The 16,758-nt window shown below is 52.0% G+C and carries 20 protein-coding genes; 16 read left to right on the top strand and 4 right to left on the bottom strand.

The window, feature by feature from the left end:
* The first annotated feature begins 4 nt into the window (after window positions 1-4).
* The 7 genes from ybeY to ACT53C_RS04470 all read left to right on the top strand — a co-directional run bounded on the left by ybeY (window position 5) and on the right by ACT53C_RS04470 (window position 4,481).
* Window positions 5-439, top strand: coding sequence for an rRNA maturation RNase YbeY (gene ybeY / locus ACT53C_RS04500; protein WP_476145034.1), 435 nt, complete (start codon window positions 5-7; stop codon window positions 437-439).
* A gap of 37 nt (window positions 440-476) precedes the next feature.
* On the top strand, window positions 477-1,274 hold the full coding sequence (locus tag ACT53C_RS04495) for a segregation and condensation protein A (RefSeq protein ID WP_476145032.1): 798 nt from the start codon (window positions 477-479) through the stop codon (window positions 1,272-1,274).
* A gap of 28 nt (window positions 1,275-1,302) precedes the next feature.
* Window positions 1,303-1,824 carry an SMC-Scp complex subunit ScpB gene (gene scpB, locus ACT53C_RS04490; RefSeq protein WP_228518940.1) on the top strand — a complete coding sequence of 174 codons (522 nt, stop codon included), beginning with the start codon at window positions 1,303-1,305 and terminating at the stop codon, window positions 1,822-1,824.
* A gap of 7 nt (window positions 1,825-1,831) precedes the next feature.
* Complete coding sequence (locus tag ACT53C_RS04485; RefSeq protein WP_476145030.1) at window positions 1,832-2,179, top strand: winged helix-turn-helix domain-containing protein; 348 nt, start codon at window positions 1,832-1,834, stop codon at window positions 2,177-2,179.
* A 123-nt stretch (window positions 2,180-2,302) separates the two neighbouring features.
* A complete protein-coding gene (gene modA, locus ACT53C_RS04480; protein WP_476145028.1) occupies window positions 2,303-3,091 on the top strand; it encodes a molybdate ABC transporter substrate-binding protein in 789 nt (262 codons plus the stop codon).
* A gap of 20 nt (window positions 3,092-3,111) precedes the next feature.
* Window positions 3,112-3,801 (top strand): molybdate ABC transporter permease subunit, encoded by a 690-nt coding sequence (gene modB / locus ACT53C_RS04475; protein WP_476145026.1) that lies wholly within the window; start codon window positions 3,112-3,114, stop codon window positions 3,799-3,801.
* Window positions 3,801-4,481, top strand: a complete 681-nt coding sequence (locus tag ACT53C_RS04470; protein ID WP_476145024.1) for an ATP-binding cassette domain-containing protein — start codon at window positions 3,801-3,803, stop codon at window positions 4,479-4,481. The genes modB and ACT53C_RS04470 overlap by 1 nt, the downstream gene beginning before the upstream one ends.
* On the opposite strand, the gene ACT53C_RS04465 is transcribed toward ACT53C_RS04470, so the two are convergent.
* Genes ACT53C_RS04465 through nadB form a run of 3 tightly spaced genes read right to left on the bottom strand, consistent with a single transcriptional unit; the run spans window position 4,482 to window position 7,133 of the window.
* The gene (locus ACT53C_RS04465; protein WP_194749471.1) at window positions 4,482-4,961 is read right to left on the bottom strand and encodes an FKBP-type peptidyl-prolyl cis-trans isomerase; all 480 of its coding nucleotides are present in this window, start codon (window positions 4,959-4,961) and stop codon (window positions 4,482-4,484) included.
* Window positions 4,962-5,021: 60 nt separating this feature from the next.
* Window positions 5,022-5,519 (bottom strand): thermonuclease family protein, encoded by a 498-nt coding sequence (locus ACT53C_RS04460; protein WP_476145022.1) that lies wholly within the window; start codon window positions 5,517-5,519, stop codon window positions 5,022-5,024.
* Between the two features lie 3 nt (window positions 5,520-5,522).
* Window positions 5,523-7,133 carry an L-aspartate oxidase gene (gene nadB, locus ACT53C_RS04455; RefSeq protein WP_476145020.1) on the bottom strand — a complete coding sequence of 537 codons (1,611 nt, stop codon included), beginning with the start codon at window positions 7,131-7,133 and terminating at the stop codon, window positions 5,523-5,525.
* Window positions 7,134-7,342: 209 nt separating this feature from the next.
* On the opposite strand from nadB, the gene rpoE reads away from it, so the two are divergent.
* The 4 genes from rpoE to ACT53C_RS04435 all read left to right on the top strand — a co-directional run bounded on the left by rpoE (window position 7,343) and on the right by ACT53C_RS04435 (window position 11,187).
* Window positions 7,343-7,972, top strand: coding sequence for an RNA polymerase sigma factor RpoE (gene rpoE / locus ACT53C_RS04450; protein ID WP_194749473.1), 630 nt, complete (start codon window positions 7,343-7,345; stop codon window positions 7,970-7,972).
* Window positions 7,973-8,071: 99 nt separating this feature from the next.
* The gene (locus tag ACT53C_RS04445; protein WP_194749474.1) at window positions 8,072-8,536 is read left to right on the top strand and encodes a sigma-E factor negative regulatory protein; all 465 of its coding nucleotides are present in this window, start codon (window positions 8,072-8,074) and stop codon (window positions 8,534-8,536) included.
* A gap of 37 nt (window positions 8,537-8,573) precedes the next feature.
* Complete coding sequence (locus ACT53C_RS04440) at window positions 8,574-9,527, top strand: MucB/RseB C-terminal domain-containing protein (RefSeq protein ID WP_228518931.1); 954 nt, start codon at window positions 8,574-8,576, stop codon at window positions 9,525-9,527.
* A gap of 238 nt (window positions 9,528-9,765) precedes the next feature.
* Window positions 9,766-11,187, top strand: a complete 1,422-nt coding sequence (locus ACT53C_RS04435; protein ID WP_379073713.1) for a DegQ family serine endoprotease — start codon at window positions 9,766-9,768, stop codon at window positions 11,185-11,187.
* A gap of 68 nt (window positions 11,188-11,255) precedes the next feature.
* On the opposite strand, the gene ACT53C_RS04430 is transcribed toward ACT53C_RS04435, so the two are convergent.
* Window positions 11,256-11,813, bottom strand: coding sequence for a hypothetical protein (locus ACT53C_RS04430; RefSeq protein ID WP_476145016.1), 558 nt, complete (start codon window positions 11,811-11,813; stop codon window positions 11,256-11,258).
* Between the two features lie 279 nt (window positions 11,814-12,092).
* Here ACT53C_RS04430 and lepA point away from each other — a divergent pair, with 279 nt between their 5' ends.
* Genes lepA through era form a run of 5 tightly spaced genes read left to right on the top strand, consistent with a single transcriptional unit; the run spans window position 12,093 to window position 16,751 of the window.
* Window positions 12,093-13,892 (top strand): translation elongation factor 4, encoded by a 1,800-nt coding sequence (gene lepA / locus ACT53C_RS04425; RefSeq protein WP_476145015.1) that lies wholly within the window; start codon window positions 12,093-12,095, stop codon window positions 13,890-13,892.
* A gap of 49 nt (window positions 13,893-13,941) precedes the next feature.
* The gene (lepB, locus tag ACT53C_RS04420; protein WP_194749478.1) at window positions 13,942-14,757 is read left to right on the top strand and encodes a signal peptidase I; all 816 of its coding nucleotides are present in this window, start codon (window positions 13,942-13,944) and stop codon (window positions 14,755-14,757) included.
* A 47-nt stretch (window positions 14,758-14,804) separates the two neighbouring features.
* Entirely contained in the window at window positions 14,805-15,158 is a 354-nt protein-coding gene (locus ACT53C_RS04415) for a DUF4845 domain-containing protein (protein ID WP_194749479.1), read from the top strand.
* A 22-nt stretch (window positions 15,159-15,180) separates the two neighbouring features.
* On the top strand, window positions 15,181-15,852 hold the full coding sequence (gene rnc / locus ACT53C_RS04410) for a ribonuclease III (protein WP_476145012.1): 672 nt from the start codon (window positions 15,181-15,183) through the stop codon (window positions 15,850-15,852).
* Window positions 15,849-16,751, top strand: a complete 903-nt coding sequence (era, locus tag ACT53C_RS04405; RefSeq protein ID WP_194749481.1) for a GTPase Era — start codon at window positions 15,849-15,851, stop codon at window positions 16,749-16,751. Before rnc ends, era begins: the two co-directional genes overlap by 4 nt.
* Window positions 16,752-16,758 lie beyond the last annotated feature (7 nt).

Here is a 16,758-nt window from a genome sequence, read left to right as displayed (position 1 = left end):
TGCTATGCCTCAACTCGATTTTTCATTACAAGTGGCGACACCTGCGGCAGATGTGCCCAGCGTGTCGCAATTCAAGCGCTGGATCCGCGCCAGCTTGCGCGTAGATACCAGCCTGACGATCCGTATTGTGGATGCTGAAGAAGGCCAGCAACTGAATGCGAGTTACCGCGGCAAGGATTACGCGACCAATGTGCTCACCTTCCCATTGGCGGAGGAGCCCTGCCTGATGGGCGACATTGTGATCTGCGCGCCGGTGATTAGCAGAGAGGCCGCTGAGCAGGGCAAGTCCGTGCTGGCGCATTATGCGCACATGACGGTGCATGGCGTCCTGCACATGCATGGCTACGACCATGAGGTTGAGGCGCAGGCGGCGCTGATGGAGGCGCTGGAGATCGGCATCCTGAAAAAGCTGGGCTTCCCCAACCCTTATGCAGAATAAACTTTAAGCGCCTGCGACAAGTCGCTACAATCCCTGCATGGAGCTTTCCGTCAACAGCACCCAGATCAGAATCAATGGCGAGCCGCTCTCGGCTTTGCCGCAAGATTTGTATATTCCGCCGGATGCGCTGGAAGTGTATCTGGAGACCTTTGAAGGGCCACTGGATTTGCTGCTGTACCTGATCCGAAAGCACAATCTGGATATTCTCGATATCCCCATGGCTGAGCTGACCACGCAGTACATGGGCTATGTGGACAAAATGAAAGCGGTGAATCTGGAGTTGGCTGCCGACTATTTGCTCATGTCAGCCATGCTGATTGAGATCAAGTCACGCATGCTGTTGCCCAAGCCGCAAGAGCTGGAGGAGGAAGACGACCCGCGCGCTGAGTTGGTCAAACGGCTGATGGAGTATGAGGCGATCAAGCAGGCTGCACAGCGGCTGGATGCCTTGCCCAAAGTCGGCGTAGACATTGAGGTGGCTGCGGCGTATTACGAGCGGCTGTCACTGGTCAAGCCGCCTGAAGTCAGTCTGGATGATCTGGTAGAGGCGTGGCGCAATGTGCTCAAGCGCGCCAGGCTTAATCAGCACCATAAACTGGGGCGTGCGGAACTCTCTGTACGCGAGCATATGAGTCTGTTGTTGCGGCGCTTGTCGGCAACGTCGGTATTGCGGTTTGACGAGCTGTTCGATGTGGGAACTGAGGGCGTACCCAAGCTGGTGGTGAATTTCCTGGCCATGCTGGAGCTGGCCAAAGAAGGCTTGATTCTGATCACGCAGCAGGAGGCTTTTGGTACCATTTACCTGCAAGCCAATAACACTGGCCGGGAGGCTTGACGTGCATACTCCGGAAAACATTACCGAGATGAAACAAGTGCTGGAGGCTGCCTTGCTCACCTCGCCGCAGCCGCTGTCTCTGGACGATTTGCTCAAATTGTTTGCTGGACGCATGGAGCGTGCGACATTGCGCATGTTGCTCGATGAACTCAAGGCCGACTGGTCGGATAAAACGCTGGATTTAGTACAAGTGGCCAGCGGCTACCGCTTTCAGGCCAAGGCGCAATACAGCGAATACCTGGCGCGTCTGAATCCTGAACGGCAGCCAAAATACTCACGCGCAGTGATGGAGACACTGGCGATTATTGCCTACCGGCAACCGGTGACGCGGGGCGATATCGAGCAGATCCGCGGCGTGGCGGTTAACCCGAATGTGATTCGGCAATTGCAGGAGCGTGACTGGATCGATGTGGTCGGCCAGCGTGAAGTGCCTGGACGCCCGTCGCTGTATGCCACGACCAAACATTTTCTTGATGATTTGAACTTGCGTTCGCTGGCCGAGTTGCCGCCTTTTGAAACCTTTGTGCAAACAGATATTCAGTCAGAGTAGTTTACCTATGTCCGCCTCACTGCTTAAAATCAGGATCAGCCATCAAGGCCAGATCGCGCTAGGTCCAGGCAAAATTGAGTTGTTGCAGCACATTGTGCAACACGGTTCCATTTCAGCCGCTGCCAAGCAAATGCGCATGTCTTATCGCCGGGCATGGGAGCTTGTTGATTTGATGAATCATTGTTTTGACGAAGCGGTCGTCCTCAGTGCCGCTGGAGGCGCACACGGCGGCGGTGCACAGGTCACGGCGTTCGGTTTGGCGCTGATCCAGGCCTATGAGCACATCCTGCAAAAGTCTGCGCAAGCGGCGGCGGATGAGTTGGGCTTTATCACCCAGCACCTGCAAAAAAACTGATTTTTTCAAAAAAACCGTATTTTTCAAGTTTCGTAATATGCATTTGAATATAACGATGGTAGCATCACAAGCTTGTTATACCGTGCGCGCCATCCATCATGCGTGCATGATCAAGGGCTGATAATGCGGAACACACTCTACAGGAATAAAGCGCTCTGGCTGGTCGCTTGCCTCATTCACTTGACGGCACATGCAACCCTCGGCTGGGCTGAAGACAAGAAACTCAGGATATTTGCGGCAGCCAGCCTGACGGATGTCATGAACCAGTTATCCATACAATATAGCCAGCAAAGTGGCATACAAGTAGTGACGGTCTACGGGGGCTCGGGGACGTTAGCCAAGCAGCTGGAGCAAGGGGCGCCGGGTGACTTGTTTATTTCGGCCGATGAGAAGTGGATGCAATACCTCAAGGATAAACAGCTGGTACAAACGTCTACCATCAAACCGTGGTTGGGTAACCGGCTGGTGATGATCACGCCACAACACAAACCACTCAGTATTAAAGCCGAAGCCACTACGGACATTGGCCAGCAAGCGCCTGGCTACTGGTGCACGGGTGATACGCTCTCTGTGCCGGTTGGCATGTATGCGAAACAGTCGCTGACCAGCCTGGGCTGGTGGGATAAACTGAAAAGCCGCCTGGTCAGTACGCAGGATGTGCGGGCAACCTTGAGTCTGGTTGAGCGTGATGAATGTGATGTGGGGATTGTCTATGCCAGTGATGCGCAGGCTTCCAGCAAGGTACGCGTGGCCGGGGAGTTTGCCGAAAACAGTCATGTGCCGATTATTTATCCCATGGCCGTATTGCCGCAGGCCGCAGCGGAAACGACGGCTTTTTACCGCTATTTGCTATCGGCAGAGGCAAGAAAAGTGCTGGTGGCAAATGGCTTTAAACCGCTTTTTAACGAATAACCCCAAAGACAGCAACTTAGATGTGGATGTTGACCCCGGCCGAAGTAGAGATTGTATGGTTGTCACTGAAAGTGGCGGCCTGTTGTGTGCTGGTGATGAGTCTGCCTGCCATTCTGGTGGCGTGGCTGCTGGCCAGAAAACAATTTTGGGGGCATGCCATTCTGGATGCGTGTGTGCATTTGCCTATGGTGTTGCCGCCGGTGGTGCTGGGTTATGGATTGCTGGTCTTGCTGGGACGGCGGGGCTGGTTAGGGGCGTGGCTTTATGAGCAATTTCACTTGCAGCTTACTTTTCATTGGTGGGGTGCCGTGATTGCTTCGGCGGTGATGGCTTTTCCACTGATGGTGCGTGCTGTGAGGCAAGCCTTGTTGCAGGTCAATCCTTTGTTGGAAGAGGCTGCGCAGACCTTGGGCGCGCGCCCGCTCAAGGTTTTTTTAACCATCACCTTGCCCTTGTCTTATCATGGCATTCTCACTGGCGCCATTCTGGCATTTAGTCGCAGTTTGGGCGAATTCGGCGCGACGATTACCTTTGCCGGCAACCTAGAAGGGGAAACCCGTACCTTGCCACTGGCGATTTATAGCCTGACACAGACGCCGGGCGGTGAAGCGGCCGCTTTGCGGCTGGTCGTGTTGAGTGTGCTGGTATCCATCCTGGCCTTGCTGGCGAGCCAGTGGCTGGAACGACGTTTGCTCAGGAGTCAGCGCTGATGTTTGACGTTAACCTTCAGATTAAACAGCCTTATCCGAACAGCGGTAGCTTTCAGCTGGAGGCCTGTTTTCAAGTAGCTGCAGGGCGTTGTCTGGGACTGATGGGGCCTTCCGGTTCGGGTAAAACCACCTTGTTGCATGCCATCGCTGGTTTGTTATCGCCTGCTTCAGGGGTGATTCGTAGTGATGAGCAAATATGGTTTGATGCCAGGCAGGGCATTCAGTTACCTGCGTGGCAGCGGCCGGTTGGCATGGTGTTTCAGGATGCGCGTTTGTTTCCGCACATGACGGTAGAGCAGAATTTACGCTATGGCTTGCCAGCCAATCTCGCGCGCGTCGTCTTTCCTGAGGTCTTGGAGGTTTTGTCGATTCAAACCTTGCTCAAACGTAGTCCTGGTCAGTTATCTGGCGGTGAAAAACAGCGGGTGGCGATTGGGCGAGCTTTGCTAAGGCAGCCGTCGGTGTTGTTAATGGATGAGCCACTCAGCGGGCTGGACGATGCGCTCAAGCAACAGGTGTTGCCTTATATCAAGCAAGTGATTGCGACTTTTGGCTTGCCCACGGTATATGTGAGCCATGTCGGAGATGAGGTGGCAGAGATTGCCGATGATGTGTTGGTGCTGGCGCAGGGTCAGTTGCGCCAGCCAGAAGCGATAGGCCAGCTTGCGCTGGCGGGTTGATTAGTGGTGATGACCACCGGCACCATGCACATGCTGGTGCTCGATTTCTTCTTGATTGGCTGAGCGTACGCTGGCAATCGTTGCCGTGAACAGCAGACGCTGGCCGGCCCACGGATGGTTGCCATCGACCACGACTTTACCATCTGCAATATCGGTGATGGTGTAAAGGATCACGTCGCCGGTTTCGTCTTCGCCTTCAAACTGCATACCGACTTTAAGATCTTTGCTCGGAAAGGCGCTGGCCGGTTCAATTTGCACCAGATTGTCGTCGTACTCACCAAAGGCATCTTCAGGGTCCAGACTTACTTCTACCTTGTCGCCGACATTTTTGCCATGCATGGCTTCTTCTACTTTGGGGAAAATGTTGTCATAGCCGCCGTGCAGGTAGGCCACCGGCTCCTGGCTTTCTTCCAGAATGTCGCCATCGCTATTTTGCAGTTTATAGGTCATGGAGACCACGGTGTTCATTGCTACTTGCATGTGTTGAATCCTAAAGTTCGCTGTTAAAACAATATTCTAAAGGATATTGTGGCGACAGTGTCAGTCTTGGTGACGATAATGTTGACCATATAATTTTCGCCATTGCCAGGGTGGCATCGCCTCGCTTGATTGCCACAAACCCAAGCCTTGTTGTTGTGCCTGCTGTTGCAAGGCCTGCAAGGCGGTGCGTTTGGAGTAGCGCGCATTAAACCAGGCCATCCCTTGCGCCACCTGAAACTGGCTGGCTTCCATACCATCGCAGTAGAGGTGGCCCAGTTGCCTGCCGTATTGATCTTGGCCTTGGGTGTTGACCGTAATCTTTGCACCGGTACACAGTTGACTCAAGCTGCGGCGAGATTGCTTGCCAAATGCTTGGTGCAGCTCAGGCGCATCAATGTCCAGCAAACGCAAGCGATAATGGCAGCCTTGCGCCTGTATCAATACCGTGTCGCCATCAATGATTTTTTCGAGCAACGTGGCGGCAATGCTGGTATTGCAGAGCATGAGCCACAGGCAGGGGGCCAGCCATCTGCACAACACACGAACGCGAGTGGTCATGTCCTAATCAAGCAAGCTGGTATAGTTGTCCGGGGTCAGGACGGTAGGAATGGCTTCGGGCAACAGGTCTGGGTAGTCTTTGCTGTAATGCAAGCCACGGCTTTCATGGCGTTCGATGGCGCTGCGGACAATCAATTCCGCCACCTGTAACAGGTTACGTAGTTCGATGAGGTCGTGACTGACTTTAAAGTTACTGTAAAACTCATGTACTTCATCGCGCAGCATATGGATGCGATGCAGTGCGCGGCTCAGGCGTTTGGTGGTCCGCACAATCCCTACGTAGTTCCACATGAACCGGCGCAACTCGTCCCAGGTGTGGGTGATCAGCACTTCTTCATCGGCGTCGGTAACGCGGCTTTCGTCCCAGTCCGGCAAGGAAATGGTTGGTTGCTGACCCTGTGCGCGGATATCTTCGGAGCAGCTGCGACTGAAGGCCAAACACTCCAGCAAGGAGTTACTGGCGAGACGGTTGGCGCCGTGCAGGCCTGTGCAGGCGGTCTCGCCAATGGCATACAGGCAGTCAATATCGGTGCGACCATTAATGTCCGTCATGACGCCGCCACAGGTGTAATGTGCTGCAGGCACCACGGGAATTGGTTGTTTGCTGATATCAATGCCCAATTGCAGGCAGCGCTGGTAAATATTCGGGAAGTGGGACTGGATGAAATCCAGTGGTTTATGGCTGATGTCCAGATAAACGCAATCCAGGCCGCGCTTTTTCATCTCGAAGTCAATGGCGCGCGCAACTACATCGCGCGGGGCCAGTTCCGCACGCTCGTCATGCCAAGGCATAAAGCGGGTGCCATCAGGCAATAATAGCAAGCCGCCTTCGCCACGCAGCACCTCTGAAATCAAAAATGATTTGGCGTGCGGGTGATAGAGGCAAGTAGGGTGAAACTGCACAAACTCCAGGTTAGCCACGCGGCAACCCGCACGCCAGGCCATGGCAATACCGTCGCCGGTGCTGATGTCAGGGTTGGTGGTATACAAATAGACTTTACCCGCGCCCCCTGTGGCCGTCACTGTGTATTGGGCAGACAGTGTGATTACTTTGCCGGTCTGGTTGTTGAGCACATAGGCCCCCAGGCAACGGTTGGGGCCATCATTTTCTGTTTGCTTAAACAGTTTGTGTGTGGTGATCAGGTCCACCGCAATATGGTGTTCCAGAATGGTAATGTTGGGGTGGGCACGTACGCGATCGGTCAGTGTGGTTTGCACCGCCTGGCCCGTGGCGTCGGCCACGTGGACGACGCGCCGGTGACTGTGACCTCCCTCGCGGGTGAGGTGCAGGCGGTCATCTTGAGCTTCACGCGTAAAATTCACGCCTTGCTGCAATAACCAGTCTATGCTGTCGCGGCCACTGGTCACCACCATGCGGGTGACTTCGCTGTCGCACAGGCCCGCGCCAGCGTCCAGCGTGTCTTTGATATGCGCCTCTACCGAATCTTCGCTATTGAGTACCGCCGCTATGCCGCCCTGTGCCCAGTTGCTGGCACTCATGGTCAGTTCGCGTTTGCTCAAGATGCATACCCGGTATTGATCGGCCAGTCGTAAGGCCAGCGATTGGCCAGCCAGGCCACTACCAATAATCAAGACATCAAACACTTTATTCATAAACGGGCGTGGTCAACGGAACTTTTGAAGAGGGCGGTCAGTCGTACTAGTGTTCGCATTGCGTGTTGCAACTGCAAACAATACTAAGGGATGAGACGATGTTACACACAGCAAATTTAGAGGCGTTAACGCGCACTGGGTTCGTCGAAAATAACACAAAAGCGTATACTACTCCCAATCATAAAATTACCCAAGGGAGTCATCGCGATATGACTGTTCAGGCGGCGAGCGCCAAACAGCAAGAGAATAAAGAGTTTGACCAGATGCTGGTTGAACGCGCTCAACAAGGCGATAAACGCGCCTTTGGATTGCTGGTGGAAAAATACCATCGCAAGTTGGGCCGCTTGCTGTCGCGTATGATCCGCGATCAGGCAGAAGTGGAAGATGTGGTGCAGGAGTCTTTTATCAAGGCTTATCGTGCGCTGCACAGTTTCCGTGGGGACAGTGCGTTTTATACCTGGCTGTACCGGATTGGCATTAACACGGCCAAGAATTATCTGGTGTCCATGGGGCGCAAGCCGCAGGTGATGCAGGATGTCGAAATTGAGGATGTCGAGAATTTCGATGAAGGTGAAGACATGCGTACGATGGAGACGCCTGAAACATCCCTGATGACCAAGGAAATTGCGCAAACCGTGAATGATGCGATTGCTGCGTTGCCAGATGAGTTGCGCACTGCGATCACCTTGCGTGAGCTAGAGGGTTTGAGTTACGAGGACATTGCCAGCGTCATGCAGTGCCCGATTGGCACAGTGCGATCCCGTATTTTCCGTGCCCGTGAGACCATTGCCGCCAAATTGAGGCCGTTGTTGGATACGCCACACAATAAGCGCTGGTAGTGGCATGATTTGTTATAAAAATTTGATTGGGTGTGTAGGTGTTATGACAAATTTTTTGTTAAATGCTAACATAAAAACATTGATTGATTTGGGGTTATTATGAAGCAGCAATTATCTGCCTTGGTCGACGGTGAGGTCGATGTTGAACGCTGTGAACATATATTCTTGGCGGCCAAATCTACTGGCGAGGTTGCACAAGCCTGGCGCGAGTATCACGTGATCCGTGACGTCATGCGCGATGAGCTGTGGATGCAGTCAGACATGACCAGCCGCATTATGACCGCACTTGAAGATGAACCAACACTATTGGCGCCGCAAGCCATCGCCAATGCTGACAAAGTGACGCGTATCCGCCCTCGTTTTGACAAGTACACTTGGTCTATTGCCGCGTCTGTGGCTGCTGCCTTTTTTGTTGGCATGTTTGTGCTTAATCAACCTGAGGCGCCTGCCCCTGCGCAGATTGCCGACAATGATACCGAGCAATATGTATTGGCTCATCATAATTATGCGCCGAGTAGTGTGACTTATTACACGCATAATGTTGCCTACACGGCTGGCGAATAAAATTTCTTTGACTCATCATTTGGTTGTTGCTACTGCTATGTTTTGGCGGATTGTTGCTTCGATTTCATGCCTGTTCATGGTGCAGCAGGCGGCCTTTGCTGAAGAAGATTTATGGTCAACCATGCAGAAAACCGCCTCTGCTGCCAGAGAGCTCAATTATCAGGGGCTGTTTGTCTATCACAATGGCTCCATGATCCGTTCGGTGCAAATCACCCACATTTATGAAGGCGGCCGCGAATTCACACGTAATGTGGTGCTGGATGGCCGCCCGCGTGAAGTATTCAGTGAAGGCGATGATATCGTCATTTTTAATGCCAAAAATGACAAGGTCGTGATCGAGAAACGCCGTGGCCAAAACCTGTTCCCGGCCATGCTGCCCACACAGCTATATCCCCTCAAGCAAAATTACAAGCTCAAGTTTGTCGGACAGGAACGCATCGCCGGGCGTCTGGCACAGGTCATAGACATGGTGCCCAATGACAATTTGCGTTACCAGTACCGCATCTGGTCGGATACTGAATATGGCTTGTTGCTCAAAATGAGCATGATGGATATGCAAGGGCATACCTTGGAGCAAATTGGGTTTAACCAGGTGTCTATGCTGCATACCAAAGATCTGGATTGGTTTCAGCCCAAGATTGATGCGACCAAGCCTTATGTGATGGATGACACCACCGAGCTTACGCACGTAGAAGACAACGTGGTGGTGCCGAATTTACCGACGGGCTATAAAAAAATTGACCAGATCAGTTTAAAAGTGCCCGGCAGGACTGCCCCCGTGCAGCAATGGATTTTTTCTGATGGATTGGCTTCGGTGTCACTGTTTGTCGAACCGATGGTAAAAGGCATGCAGCCGCGCGTGGGTAAGAAAAATATGGGTTCTACCAATGTGTACGCCCATGTCCTCAATGGCTACCAGTTGGTGGTAGTGGGGGAAGTCCCTGCGCAAACCGTGGAACAGATTGCGCAGCAAGTGACCTTCAAAAAGTAATGGCTGCCTGTCTGTTTGTGCCTGCCTTGGTCCCGCTTCCTTGAAATCATGCCGCAATATTTCATTGCTATCATCTTCAATTCGCTGTTATGGTGTGTTTGGCGCGTGTCAGCTGGCGCTTGTATTTCTCAGCAATGGCACCATTTACATGCAATAGCAAACGCATGCTGGTCAGGAATGGTCGGCATGTACAATCAACAACTTAATTTTTAATAATCATTAAATGATAGGAATAATCATGATGAGACGATGGATGTCTGGCCTCATGTTCGCGTGTGCCATCACATTGACCCAACCAATCTTGCATGCCCAGGCAAAGGACTTGCCTGATTTTACCGAACTGGCGGAAAAACAAGGTCCGGCAGTAGTGAATATCAGCATTACTTCGGTGGTGCACGGCGGCGGTACCATCGGTTTTCCAGGCATGCCCAACGATGAGAACTTGCAAGAATTTTTGCGCCGCTTCGGCATTCCAGGCATGCCCGGGATGCCAGGTCAGGAAGGTGGGCAGGATTATAAAACCCAGTCACTGGGCTCGGGCTTCATCCTGAGTAGCGATGGGTATATTTTAACCAACGCGCATGTGGTGAACGAGGCCGATGAAGTGCTGGTGAAGCTGTATGACAAGCGTGAATTCAAAGCCAAAATTATTGGTGCTGACAAGCGCACCGATGTCGCCTTGATTAAGATCGAGGCGACCGGCTTGCCCAAGGTGACTGTAGGTGACCCGAATGCGTTGAAAGTTGGGGAATGGGTGGCAGCGATTGGTTCGCCATTTGGTCTCGAAAACACGATGACGGCCGGTATTGTCAGTGCCAAGGGTCGCGCCTTACCGCAAGAAAACTATGTCCCGTTTATTCAAACCGATGTCGCCATTAACCCGGGTAACTCAGGTGGGCCGTTGTTTAACTTGCGCGGTGAAGTGGTCGGCATCAACTCGCAAATCTACAGCAAGAATGGCGGTTCCATGGGCTTGTCATTCAGTATTCCGATTGATGTTGCCATTGATATTTCCAACCAGCTCAAGGCCAATGGCCGCATTTCACGCGGCTGGCTCGGGATTGGCATTCAGGAAGTGACCAAAGACCTGGCTGAGTCATTTGGCCTCAAGCAAACCAGCGGTGCCTTGATTGCAGGCGTCGAGAAAAACAGCCCGGCTGACAAAGGTGGGCTAGAAGCCGGTGACATTATTCTCAAGTTTGACGGCAAGCCGATTACGACATCGAGTGATTTGCCTCGTGTGGTGGCAGCCACCAAACCGGGTAAAGTGGTGCCGGTAGAAATCCTGCGTAAAGGTGCCAGCAAAACCTTGCAACTGGGCGTTGGTGAAATGCCGAGCGAGCAACCTGAAGCTGCCGCAACCAGCAAAGAACCCACTAAGGCCGAGTCCAACAAGATAGGCTTGACCCTGCGTGAATTGACGCCACAGCAAAAGAAAAAGCTCAACGGCAAGAATGGCCTGCTTGTGATTGAAAGTGTGGGCGCGGCTGCACAGGCCGGGATCCGTCGCGGTGATGTCATTCTCGGTTTGAATAACAATGAAAGCCAGAGCGTGGATGCCTTTAACAAACAGATCAATGCGGTTGCCAGTGGCAAAACGATTGCTGTGCTGGTGCAGCGTGGAGATAGCACGCTGTATGTGCCGATTAAAGTAAAATAAGGCACGGCTGCTTGCAGTGAACAAAAAAGACAGGGCGACCTGTCTTTTTTGTTTTTGAGGTGGGGGATTTAGTAGGCGAGCATGGAAATAGTGTCACTGCTGAGTTTTAATTGATTCAACGCTTCAATCACACTGCGAATATTTTCATGGATGGCACCCTCGTTAGCAATTTTGATGCGAATAAAGCCAATCGCTGAGTCGCTAAACGTCGCAGTGTAGGGCGTAGAAATGATTTTTGAGTAAAGGACTTTTTGGGTTGCGCGTTCTGTGAGGGTGTACTCCACGGCAGCTGTCACTGTCATGTCCAGCCCGGCAACCGGTTGATCCTGGCTTAATAATTTGGCGTCCAGAGTGTATTTGCTGCTTTGTCCGGCATTGCTCAACAACATTGCATTACGCAAAGACTCCTCAAGAGCCTGCTTGAATCCATCATTGCCGACCTTGGAAACCCACAGGGGATTGGTCGATTTTCCGCCAGAGACTGCTTGAATGGTGACGTTTTCTTTAAGTTGCGCATTAGGCAAAGAGCTGTGAGTGGCCGGTTTGACTGTCATTTTGTCAATGGCGGCGGGTGAGGCACAACCAGCCAAGAGTGCTGAAGTGAGTACAAGCACGACTTTGTACATAAGATTTACTCCCTGAAATATGTTTTTAGTGAATGCAGCGTCCCCATAAGCGTGGACGTTTGCAAACTTTAATGCAGAACGGTCAGGCGAGCATGCTGTTCGCATTAAAATGCGATTAATTGGGAAATTTTCCTGGGTTTGGCTGTGCGCTTTACAGGGCCGCCCGCACTTGCCGCAAACAAAATAAATCACTGATATTCATGCATTTGCTGTAAAATACGCACGATTTGAAAGGCGCTTCAAGCGCCTTTCTTGCTTGTAAATAACGCATAACAGAACATGAAAAATATTCGTAATTTTTCGATCATTGCCCACATTGACCACGGCAAATCCACCTTGGCTGACCGCATTATCCAGTTGTGCGGTGGCCTGGAAGCACGCGAGATGGAAGCGCAAGTGCTCGATAGCATGGATATCGAGCGTGAACGCGGCATTACGATCAAGGCACAAACAGCGGCGTTGCAATACAAAGCCAATAATGGCGAAACCTATTTCCTCAACCTGATTGATACCCCTGGGCACGTTGACTTCAGCTATGAAGTCAGCCGCTCCTTATCGGCCTGTGAAGGTGCATTGCTGGTGGTGGATGCTTCGCAAGGCGTGGAAGCGCAAAGTGTGGCTAACTGCTATACCGCGATTGATCTCGGCGTGGAAGTGACGCCCGTCCTGAACAAGATCGACTTGCCATCGGCAGACCCTGCGCGCGTGTCACAGGAAATTGAAGATGTGATTGGGGTGGATGCGACGGATGCGGTGCGTTGCTCAGCCAAAACCGGCGAAGGTGTGCGCGATGTGCTCGAAGAAGTGGTTGCTAAAGTGCCACCGCCTAAAGGCGATGTTTCTGCACCCTTGAAAGCGCTGGTGATCGACGCCTGGTTTGATAACTATGTGGGTGTGGTCATGCTGGTGCGCGTGGTGGATGGTGTGTTGCGTGCCAAGGAAAAAATCCGCCTGATGGCCACGGGTGCAGAATACCTGTGTGAGCAGGTGGGGGTGTTTACGCCCAAGTCTCTGCAGCGCCAGCAACTGAGTGCGGGTGAGGTCGGCTTTATCATTGCCGGTATTAAAGAGCTGGCGGCGGCCAAAGTCGGTGATACGGTGACGCTTGCCGGGGCTGGGAAGTCTGCCACTGAGCCACTGCCAGGCTTTAAAGAAGTGAAGCCACAAGTGTTTGCGGGGCTGTACCCGGTCGAATCCAACCAGTTTGAGTCATTGCGTACTGCGCTGGAAAAATTGAGCCTGAATGACTCCAGCTTGCAGTTCGAGCCAGAAAACTCCACAGCACTGGGGTTTGGTTTCCGTTGCGGATTCCTCGGTTTGTTGCATATGGAAATCGTACAAGAGCGCCTGGAGCGTGAGTACGATATGGATCTGATTACGACCGCGCCCACCGTGATTTATGAGCTATTGCTCAAAAGTGGCGAAGTCATACAAATCGAAAACCCGTCACGTCTGCCTGAGCCTTCACGCATTGAAGAAATTCGTGAGCCCATGATTGTAGTCAATCTGCTCATGCCGCAAGACTATGTCGGGCCGGTGATGACCTTGTGTAATAACAAGCGCGGTGTCCAGCGTAATATGCAGTATATGGGCCGCCAGGTGATGTTGAGTTATGAAATGCCGCTGAATGAGGTGGTGCTCGACTTCTTTGATAAACTGAAGTCGGTTTCGCGTGGCTATGCCTCGATGGATTACGAGTTTCTCGAGTTCCGTGCGGCCGATCTGGTCAAGCTGGATATCATGGTGAACGGTGAGCGTGTGGATGCATTGAGCCTGATTGTGCACCGCGCCAACAGCATTTATCGTGGTCGCGAACTGGTTTCTAAAATGCGCGAGCTGATTCCACGGCAAATGTTTGATATTGCCATCCAGGCCTCTATCGGCGCCAATATTATTGCGCGTGAAACTGTGAAGGCGATGCGTAAAAACGTGCTGGCTAAATGTTACGGCGGCGATATTACGCGTAAGCGCAAGTTGCTGGAAAAACAAAAAGAAGGTAAAAAGCGTATGAAGCAGGTGGGCAATGTGGAAATTCCACAAGAAGCCTTCCTGGCGATCTTGCGTGTAGAAGATAAATAATCACGATTCATCATCACCGCGCGTGATGGTGCTTACTCAGGAAACAAGCATGTATTTTGCAATTTTTATGTTGGTGATTTTGCTGGTGTCAGGGGTGATCTGGCTGCTGGATATCCTGGTGCTGCGCAAGCAGCGCCAAGCCGGTGCGCTCGGAGAGGTGCCTGATCCATGGTATGTGGAATACAGTAAAAGCTTTTTCCCGGTCATTCTGCTGGTATTTACCGTCCGCTCATTTATCGTCGAGCCATTCAAGATTCCTTCCGGCTCCATGATGCCGACGCTGTTGGCGGGTGACTATATTCTGGTCAATAAATTCACCTATGGCCTGCGTGTACCCATCCTCAATAATGTGTTTTACCCCATGGGTAAGCCGCAGCGTGGTGACGTATTTGTGTTTCATTATCCGCCAGACCCATCAATCGACTATATCAAGCGTGTGGTTGGTCTGCCCGGCGACAAGATTCAGTACCGTGACAAACAGCTGACTATTAACGGCAAGGTGATTAGCCTGGATTTTATCGCGCCTTACCAATATGCCTTGAGCGTTAACGACGAAAGCGGCAACGCCCGTGCGGTGGATGTCACCGCCTCACGCCTGAGCGAGCAACTGGGCGACGTCAAGCATGATGTACTGATTCATGACATCATGAACCAATATGGCCCAGGTAGTCTGGGTGACCGCTTCATGCAGGGCGAAACCATTACCGTGCCTGAAGGCGAATACTTTGCCATGGGCGATAACCGTGACAATAGTTCTGACAGCCGTGTCTGGGGCTTTGTTGCTGAAAAACATCTGGTGGGTAAAGCCTTCTTTATCTGGTTCAATTTTGACCAGTGGCGCCGTATCGGGCAACGTATCGGCTAATGCTGCGGTCAGCCGTGGCGAGACGTCTCTTTTTGAGGAAAGCATCTATGAAATACTCAAAGATTTCTGATCAACACGGGATCGGCTTTATCGGTTTTTTACTGGTATTGACGGCATTTGGCATTTTGGGTTTGGTCGCCTTGAAAGCCTTACCAGCCTATATGGAGTATTTCTCGATTCAATCCACCATTAACCGGATTGCGCATGACCCGCTGTTGCAAAGCGAGCAGGACATGCGTACGGCGTTTGATCGTCAGATGCAGGTCGATAGTATTAAAGACGTTTCCAGCCGTGAGCTCGAAATCAGTGCAGGGGCGGTGGCCATGCGCTACCAGAAAAAGATCCCGCTCACTGAGACCATGTCTCTGTTGATTGATTTTGATGCTGCCAGCAAACCCTAGTGGCAAAAGGGATTGTCATTCAATGAGCGTACTGCCTGTCTTACAAACCAGAATTGGTTACCAATTTTCGCAACCTGACTTGTTGCAGCAGGCGCTCACGCACCGCAGCTTTTCGGCCACCAATAATGAGCGGCTGGAGTTTTTAGGCGATAGCGTTTTAAACTTTATTATTGCGCACCAGCTGTTCAATTTGTTTCCTGATATCCCGGAAGGCGATTTAAGCCGACTGCGTGCCAAGCTGGTCAAAGAATCCAGCCTGGCCGAGATTGCCATCAGCTTGCATTTAGGCGATGCGCTCAAGTTGGGTGAGGGGGAGTTGAAAAGTGCTGGTTGGCGTCGTCCGTCTATTCTGGCCGATGCGCTGGAGGCGATTGTCGGTGCTGTCTATCTGGATGGCGGGTTTGACTCTGCGCAGCAAGTGGTGGCCTTGTTATATCGCGACAAGCTGCAGACCATAGATCCAACATCGATCGACAAGGATGCCAAATCGCAGTTGCAAGAATACCTGCAAAGCAAAAAAATGGATTTGCCTGAATATCAGGTGGTGTCTATCGAAGGCGAAGCACATGCACAAACGTTTACCGTGCAATGTGAAATTAAAAAACTCAAGTTGACGACCACAGGTGTGGGCACCAGCCGCCGCGTGGCTGAGCAACAAGCGGCCAAATTGGCCATGGAAAAGATACAATCATGACAGAACAGACAACAGCCTCAGACCATTTCCGTTGCGGCACCATTGCCATCGTGGGCAGACCCAATGTGGGCAAATCGACCTTGCTCAACCATATTCTGGGCATGAAGCTGGCAATTACTTCGCGCAAGGCGCAGACCACCCGTCACCGTCTGCTCGGGATTCATACCACTGAAGACACGCAGTTTCTGTTTGTCGATACCCCGGGTTTTCAGCAAAAGCATATTAACGCGCTCAATAAGTCGCTTAACAAGACCGTCACCCAGGTATTGACCGAAGTCGATGTAGTGCTGTTTGTGATCGAGCCGATGAAACTGGGCGAGGCCGATGAGCTGGTGCTTAAACTGCTGCCTAAGAACAAACCGGTATTGCTGGTGGTGAATAAAGCCGACCTCATGGGCGACAAAGGCAACTTGCTACCCCTGATTCAGGACTTTGACTTGCTGTTTGACTTTGCGGGCATTATCCCGGTTAGTGCCAAAAAGAATCTTTATCTGGATGAGCTGTTAGCCGCGATTCGCGAGCATTTGCCCGAGCAGGCTGCCATGTATGCCGAAGATGAACTGACGGATAAAAACGAGCGCTTTCTGGCCGCCGAACTGGTCCGCGAAAAGGTGTTCCGCCTGTTGGGTGATGAAGTGCCTTACTCGGTGACGGTAGAAATTGAAAAATTTGAAACGGTGAAAAACCTGCGCCGCATTTTTGCCGCGATTATTGTCGATAAAGAAAGCCAGAAGCCCATGATCATTGGCAAGGGTGGCGAGAAATTAAAACAGATTTCAACCGAAGCGCGCCAGGACATGGAAAAGCTGTTTGGCTCCAAAGTCTATCTTGAAACCTGGGTCAAGGTAAAAGGTGGTTGGGCAGACGATGCGCGCGCGCTAAAAAGCCTGGGTTTCTAGCCTGGCA

Source organism: Methylophilus sp. DMC14 (genome assembly GCF_056314085.1).
The sequence above is the reverse complement of the archived record's forward strand: the minus strand, read 5'-3'. Positions and strand labels throughout refer to the sequence as shown.

Excerpts from the sequence above, each read along its gene's own strand:
- ACT53C_RS04470 (WP_476145024.1), top strand. The coding sequence starts at position 3,801 with ATGTTTGACGTTAACCTTCAGATTAAACAGCCTTATCCGAACAGCGGT.
- ACT53C_RS04465 (WP_194749471.1), bottom strand. The coding sequence starts at position 4,961 with ATGCAAGTAGCAATGAACACCGTGGTCTCCATGACCTATAAACTGCAA.
- ACT53C_RS04495 (WP_476145032.1), top strand. The coding sequence starts at position 477 with ATGGAGCTTTCCGTCAACAGCACCCAGATCAGAATCAATGGCGAGCCG.
- ACT53C_RS04415 (WP_194749479.1), top strand. The coding sequence starts at position 14,805 with ATGAAATACTCAAAGATTTCTGATCAACACGGGATCGGCTTTATCGGT.
- ACT53C_RS04445 (WP_194749474.1), top strand. The coding sequence starts at position 8,072 with ATGAAGCAGCAATTATCTGCCTTGGTCGACGGTGAGGTCGATGTTGAA.
- ACT53C_RS04430 (WP_476145016.1), bottom strand. The coding sequence starts at position 11,813 with ATGTACAAAGTCGTGCTTGTACTCACTTCAGCACTCTTGGCTGGTTGT.
- era (WP_194749481.1), top strand. The coding sequence starts at position 15,849 with ATGACAGAACAGACAACAGCCTCAGACCATTTCCGTTGCGGCACCATT.
- scpB (WP_228518940.1), top strand. The coding sequence starts at position 1,303 with ATGAAACAAGTGCTGGAGGCTGCCTTGCTCACCTCGCCGCAGCCGCTG.
- rnc (WP_476145012.1), top strand. The coding sequence starts at position 15,181 with ATGAGCGTACTGCCTGTCTTACAAACCAGAATTGGTTACCAATTTTCG.
- modB (WP_476145026.1), top strand. The coding sequence starts at position 3,112 with ATGTGGATGTTGACCCCGGCCGAAGTAGAGATTGTATGGTTGTCACTG.
- ACT53C_RS04435 (WP_379073713.1), top strand. The coding sequence starts at position 9,766 with ATGATGAGACGATGGATGTCTGGCCTCATGTTCGCGTGTGCCATCACA.
- ACT53C_RS04440 (WP_228518931.1), top strand. The coding sequence starts at position 8,574 with ATGTTTTGGCGGATTGTTGCTTCGATTTCATGCCTGTTCATGGTGCAG.
- ACT53C_RS04485 (WP_476145030.1), top strand. The coding sequence starts at position 1,832 with ATGTCCGCCTCACTGCTTAAAATCAGGATCAGCCATCAAGGCCAGATC.
- modA (WP_476145028.1), top strand. The coding sequence starts at position 2,303 with ATGCGGAACACACTCTACAGGAATAAAGCGCTCTGGCTGGTCGCTTGC.
- lepA (WP_476145015.1), top strand. The coding sequence starts at position 12,093 with ATGAAAAATATTCGTAATTTTTCGATCATTGCCCACATTGACCACGGC.
- rpoE (WP_194749473.1), top strand. The coding sequence starts at position 7,343 with ATGACTGTTCAGGCGGCGAGCGCCAAACAGCAAGAGAATAAAGAGTTT.
- ybeY (WP_476145034.1), top strand. The coding sequence starts at position 5 with ATGCCTCAACTCGATTTTTCATTACAAGTGGCGACACCTGCGGCAGAT.
- lepB (WP_194749478.1), top strand. The coding sequence starts at position 13,942 with ATGTATTTTGCAATTTTTATGTTGGTGATTTTGCTGGTGTCAGGGGTG.
- ACT53C_RS04460 (WP_476145022.1), bottom strand. The coding sequence starts at position 5,519 with ATGACCACTCGCGTTCGTGTGTTGTGCAGATGGCTGGCCCCCTGCCTG.
- nadB (WP_476145020.1), bottom strand. The coding sequence starts at position 7,133 with ATGAATAAAGTGTTTGATGTCTTGATTATTGGTAGTGGCCTGGCTGGC.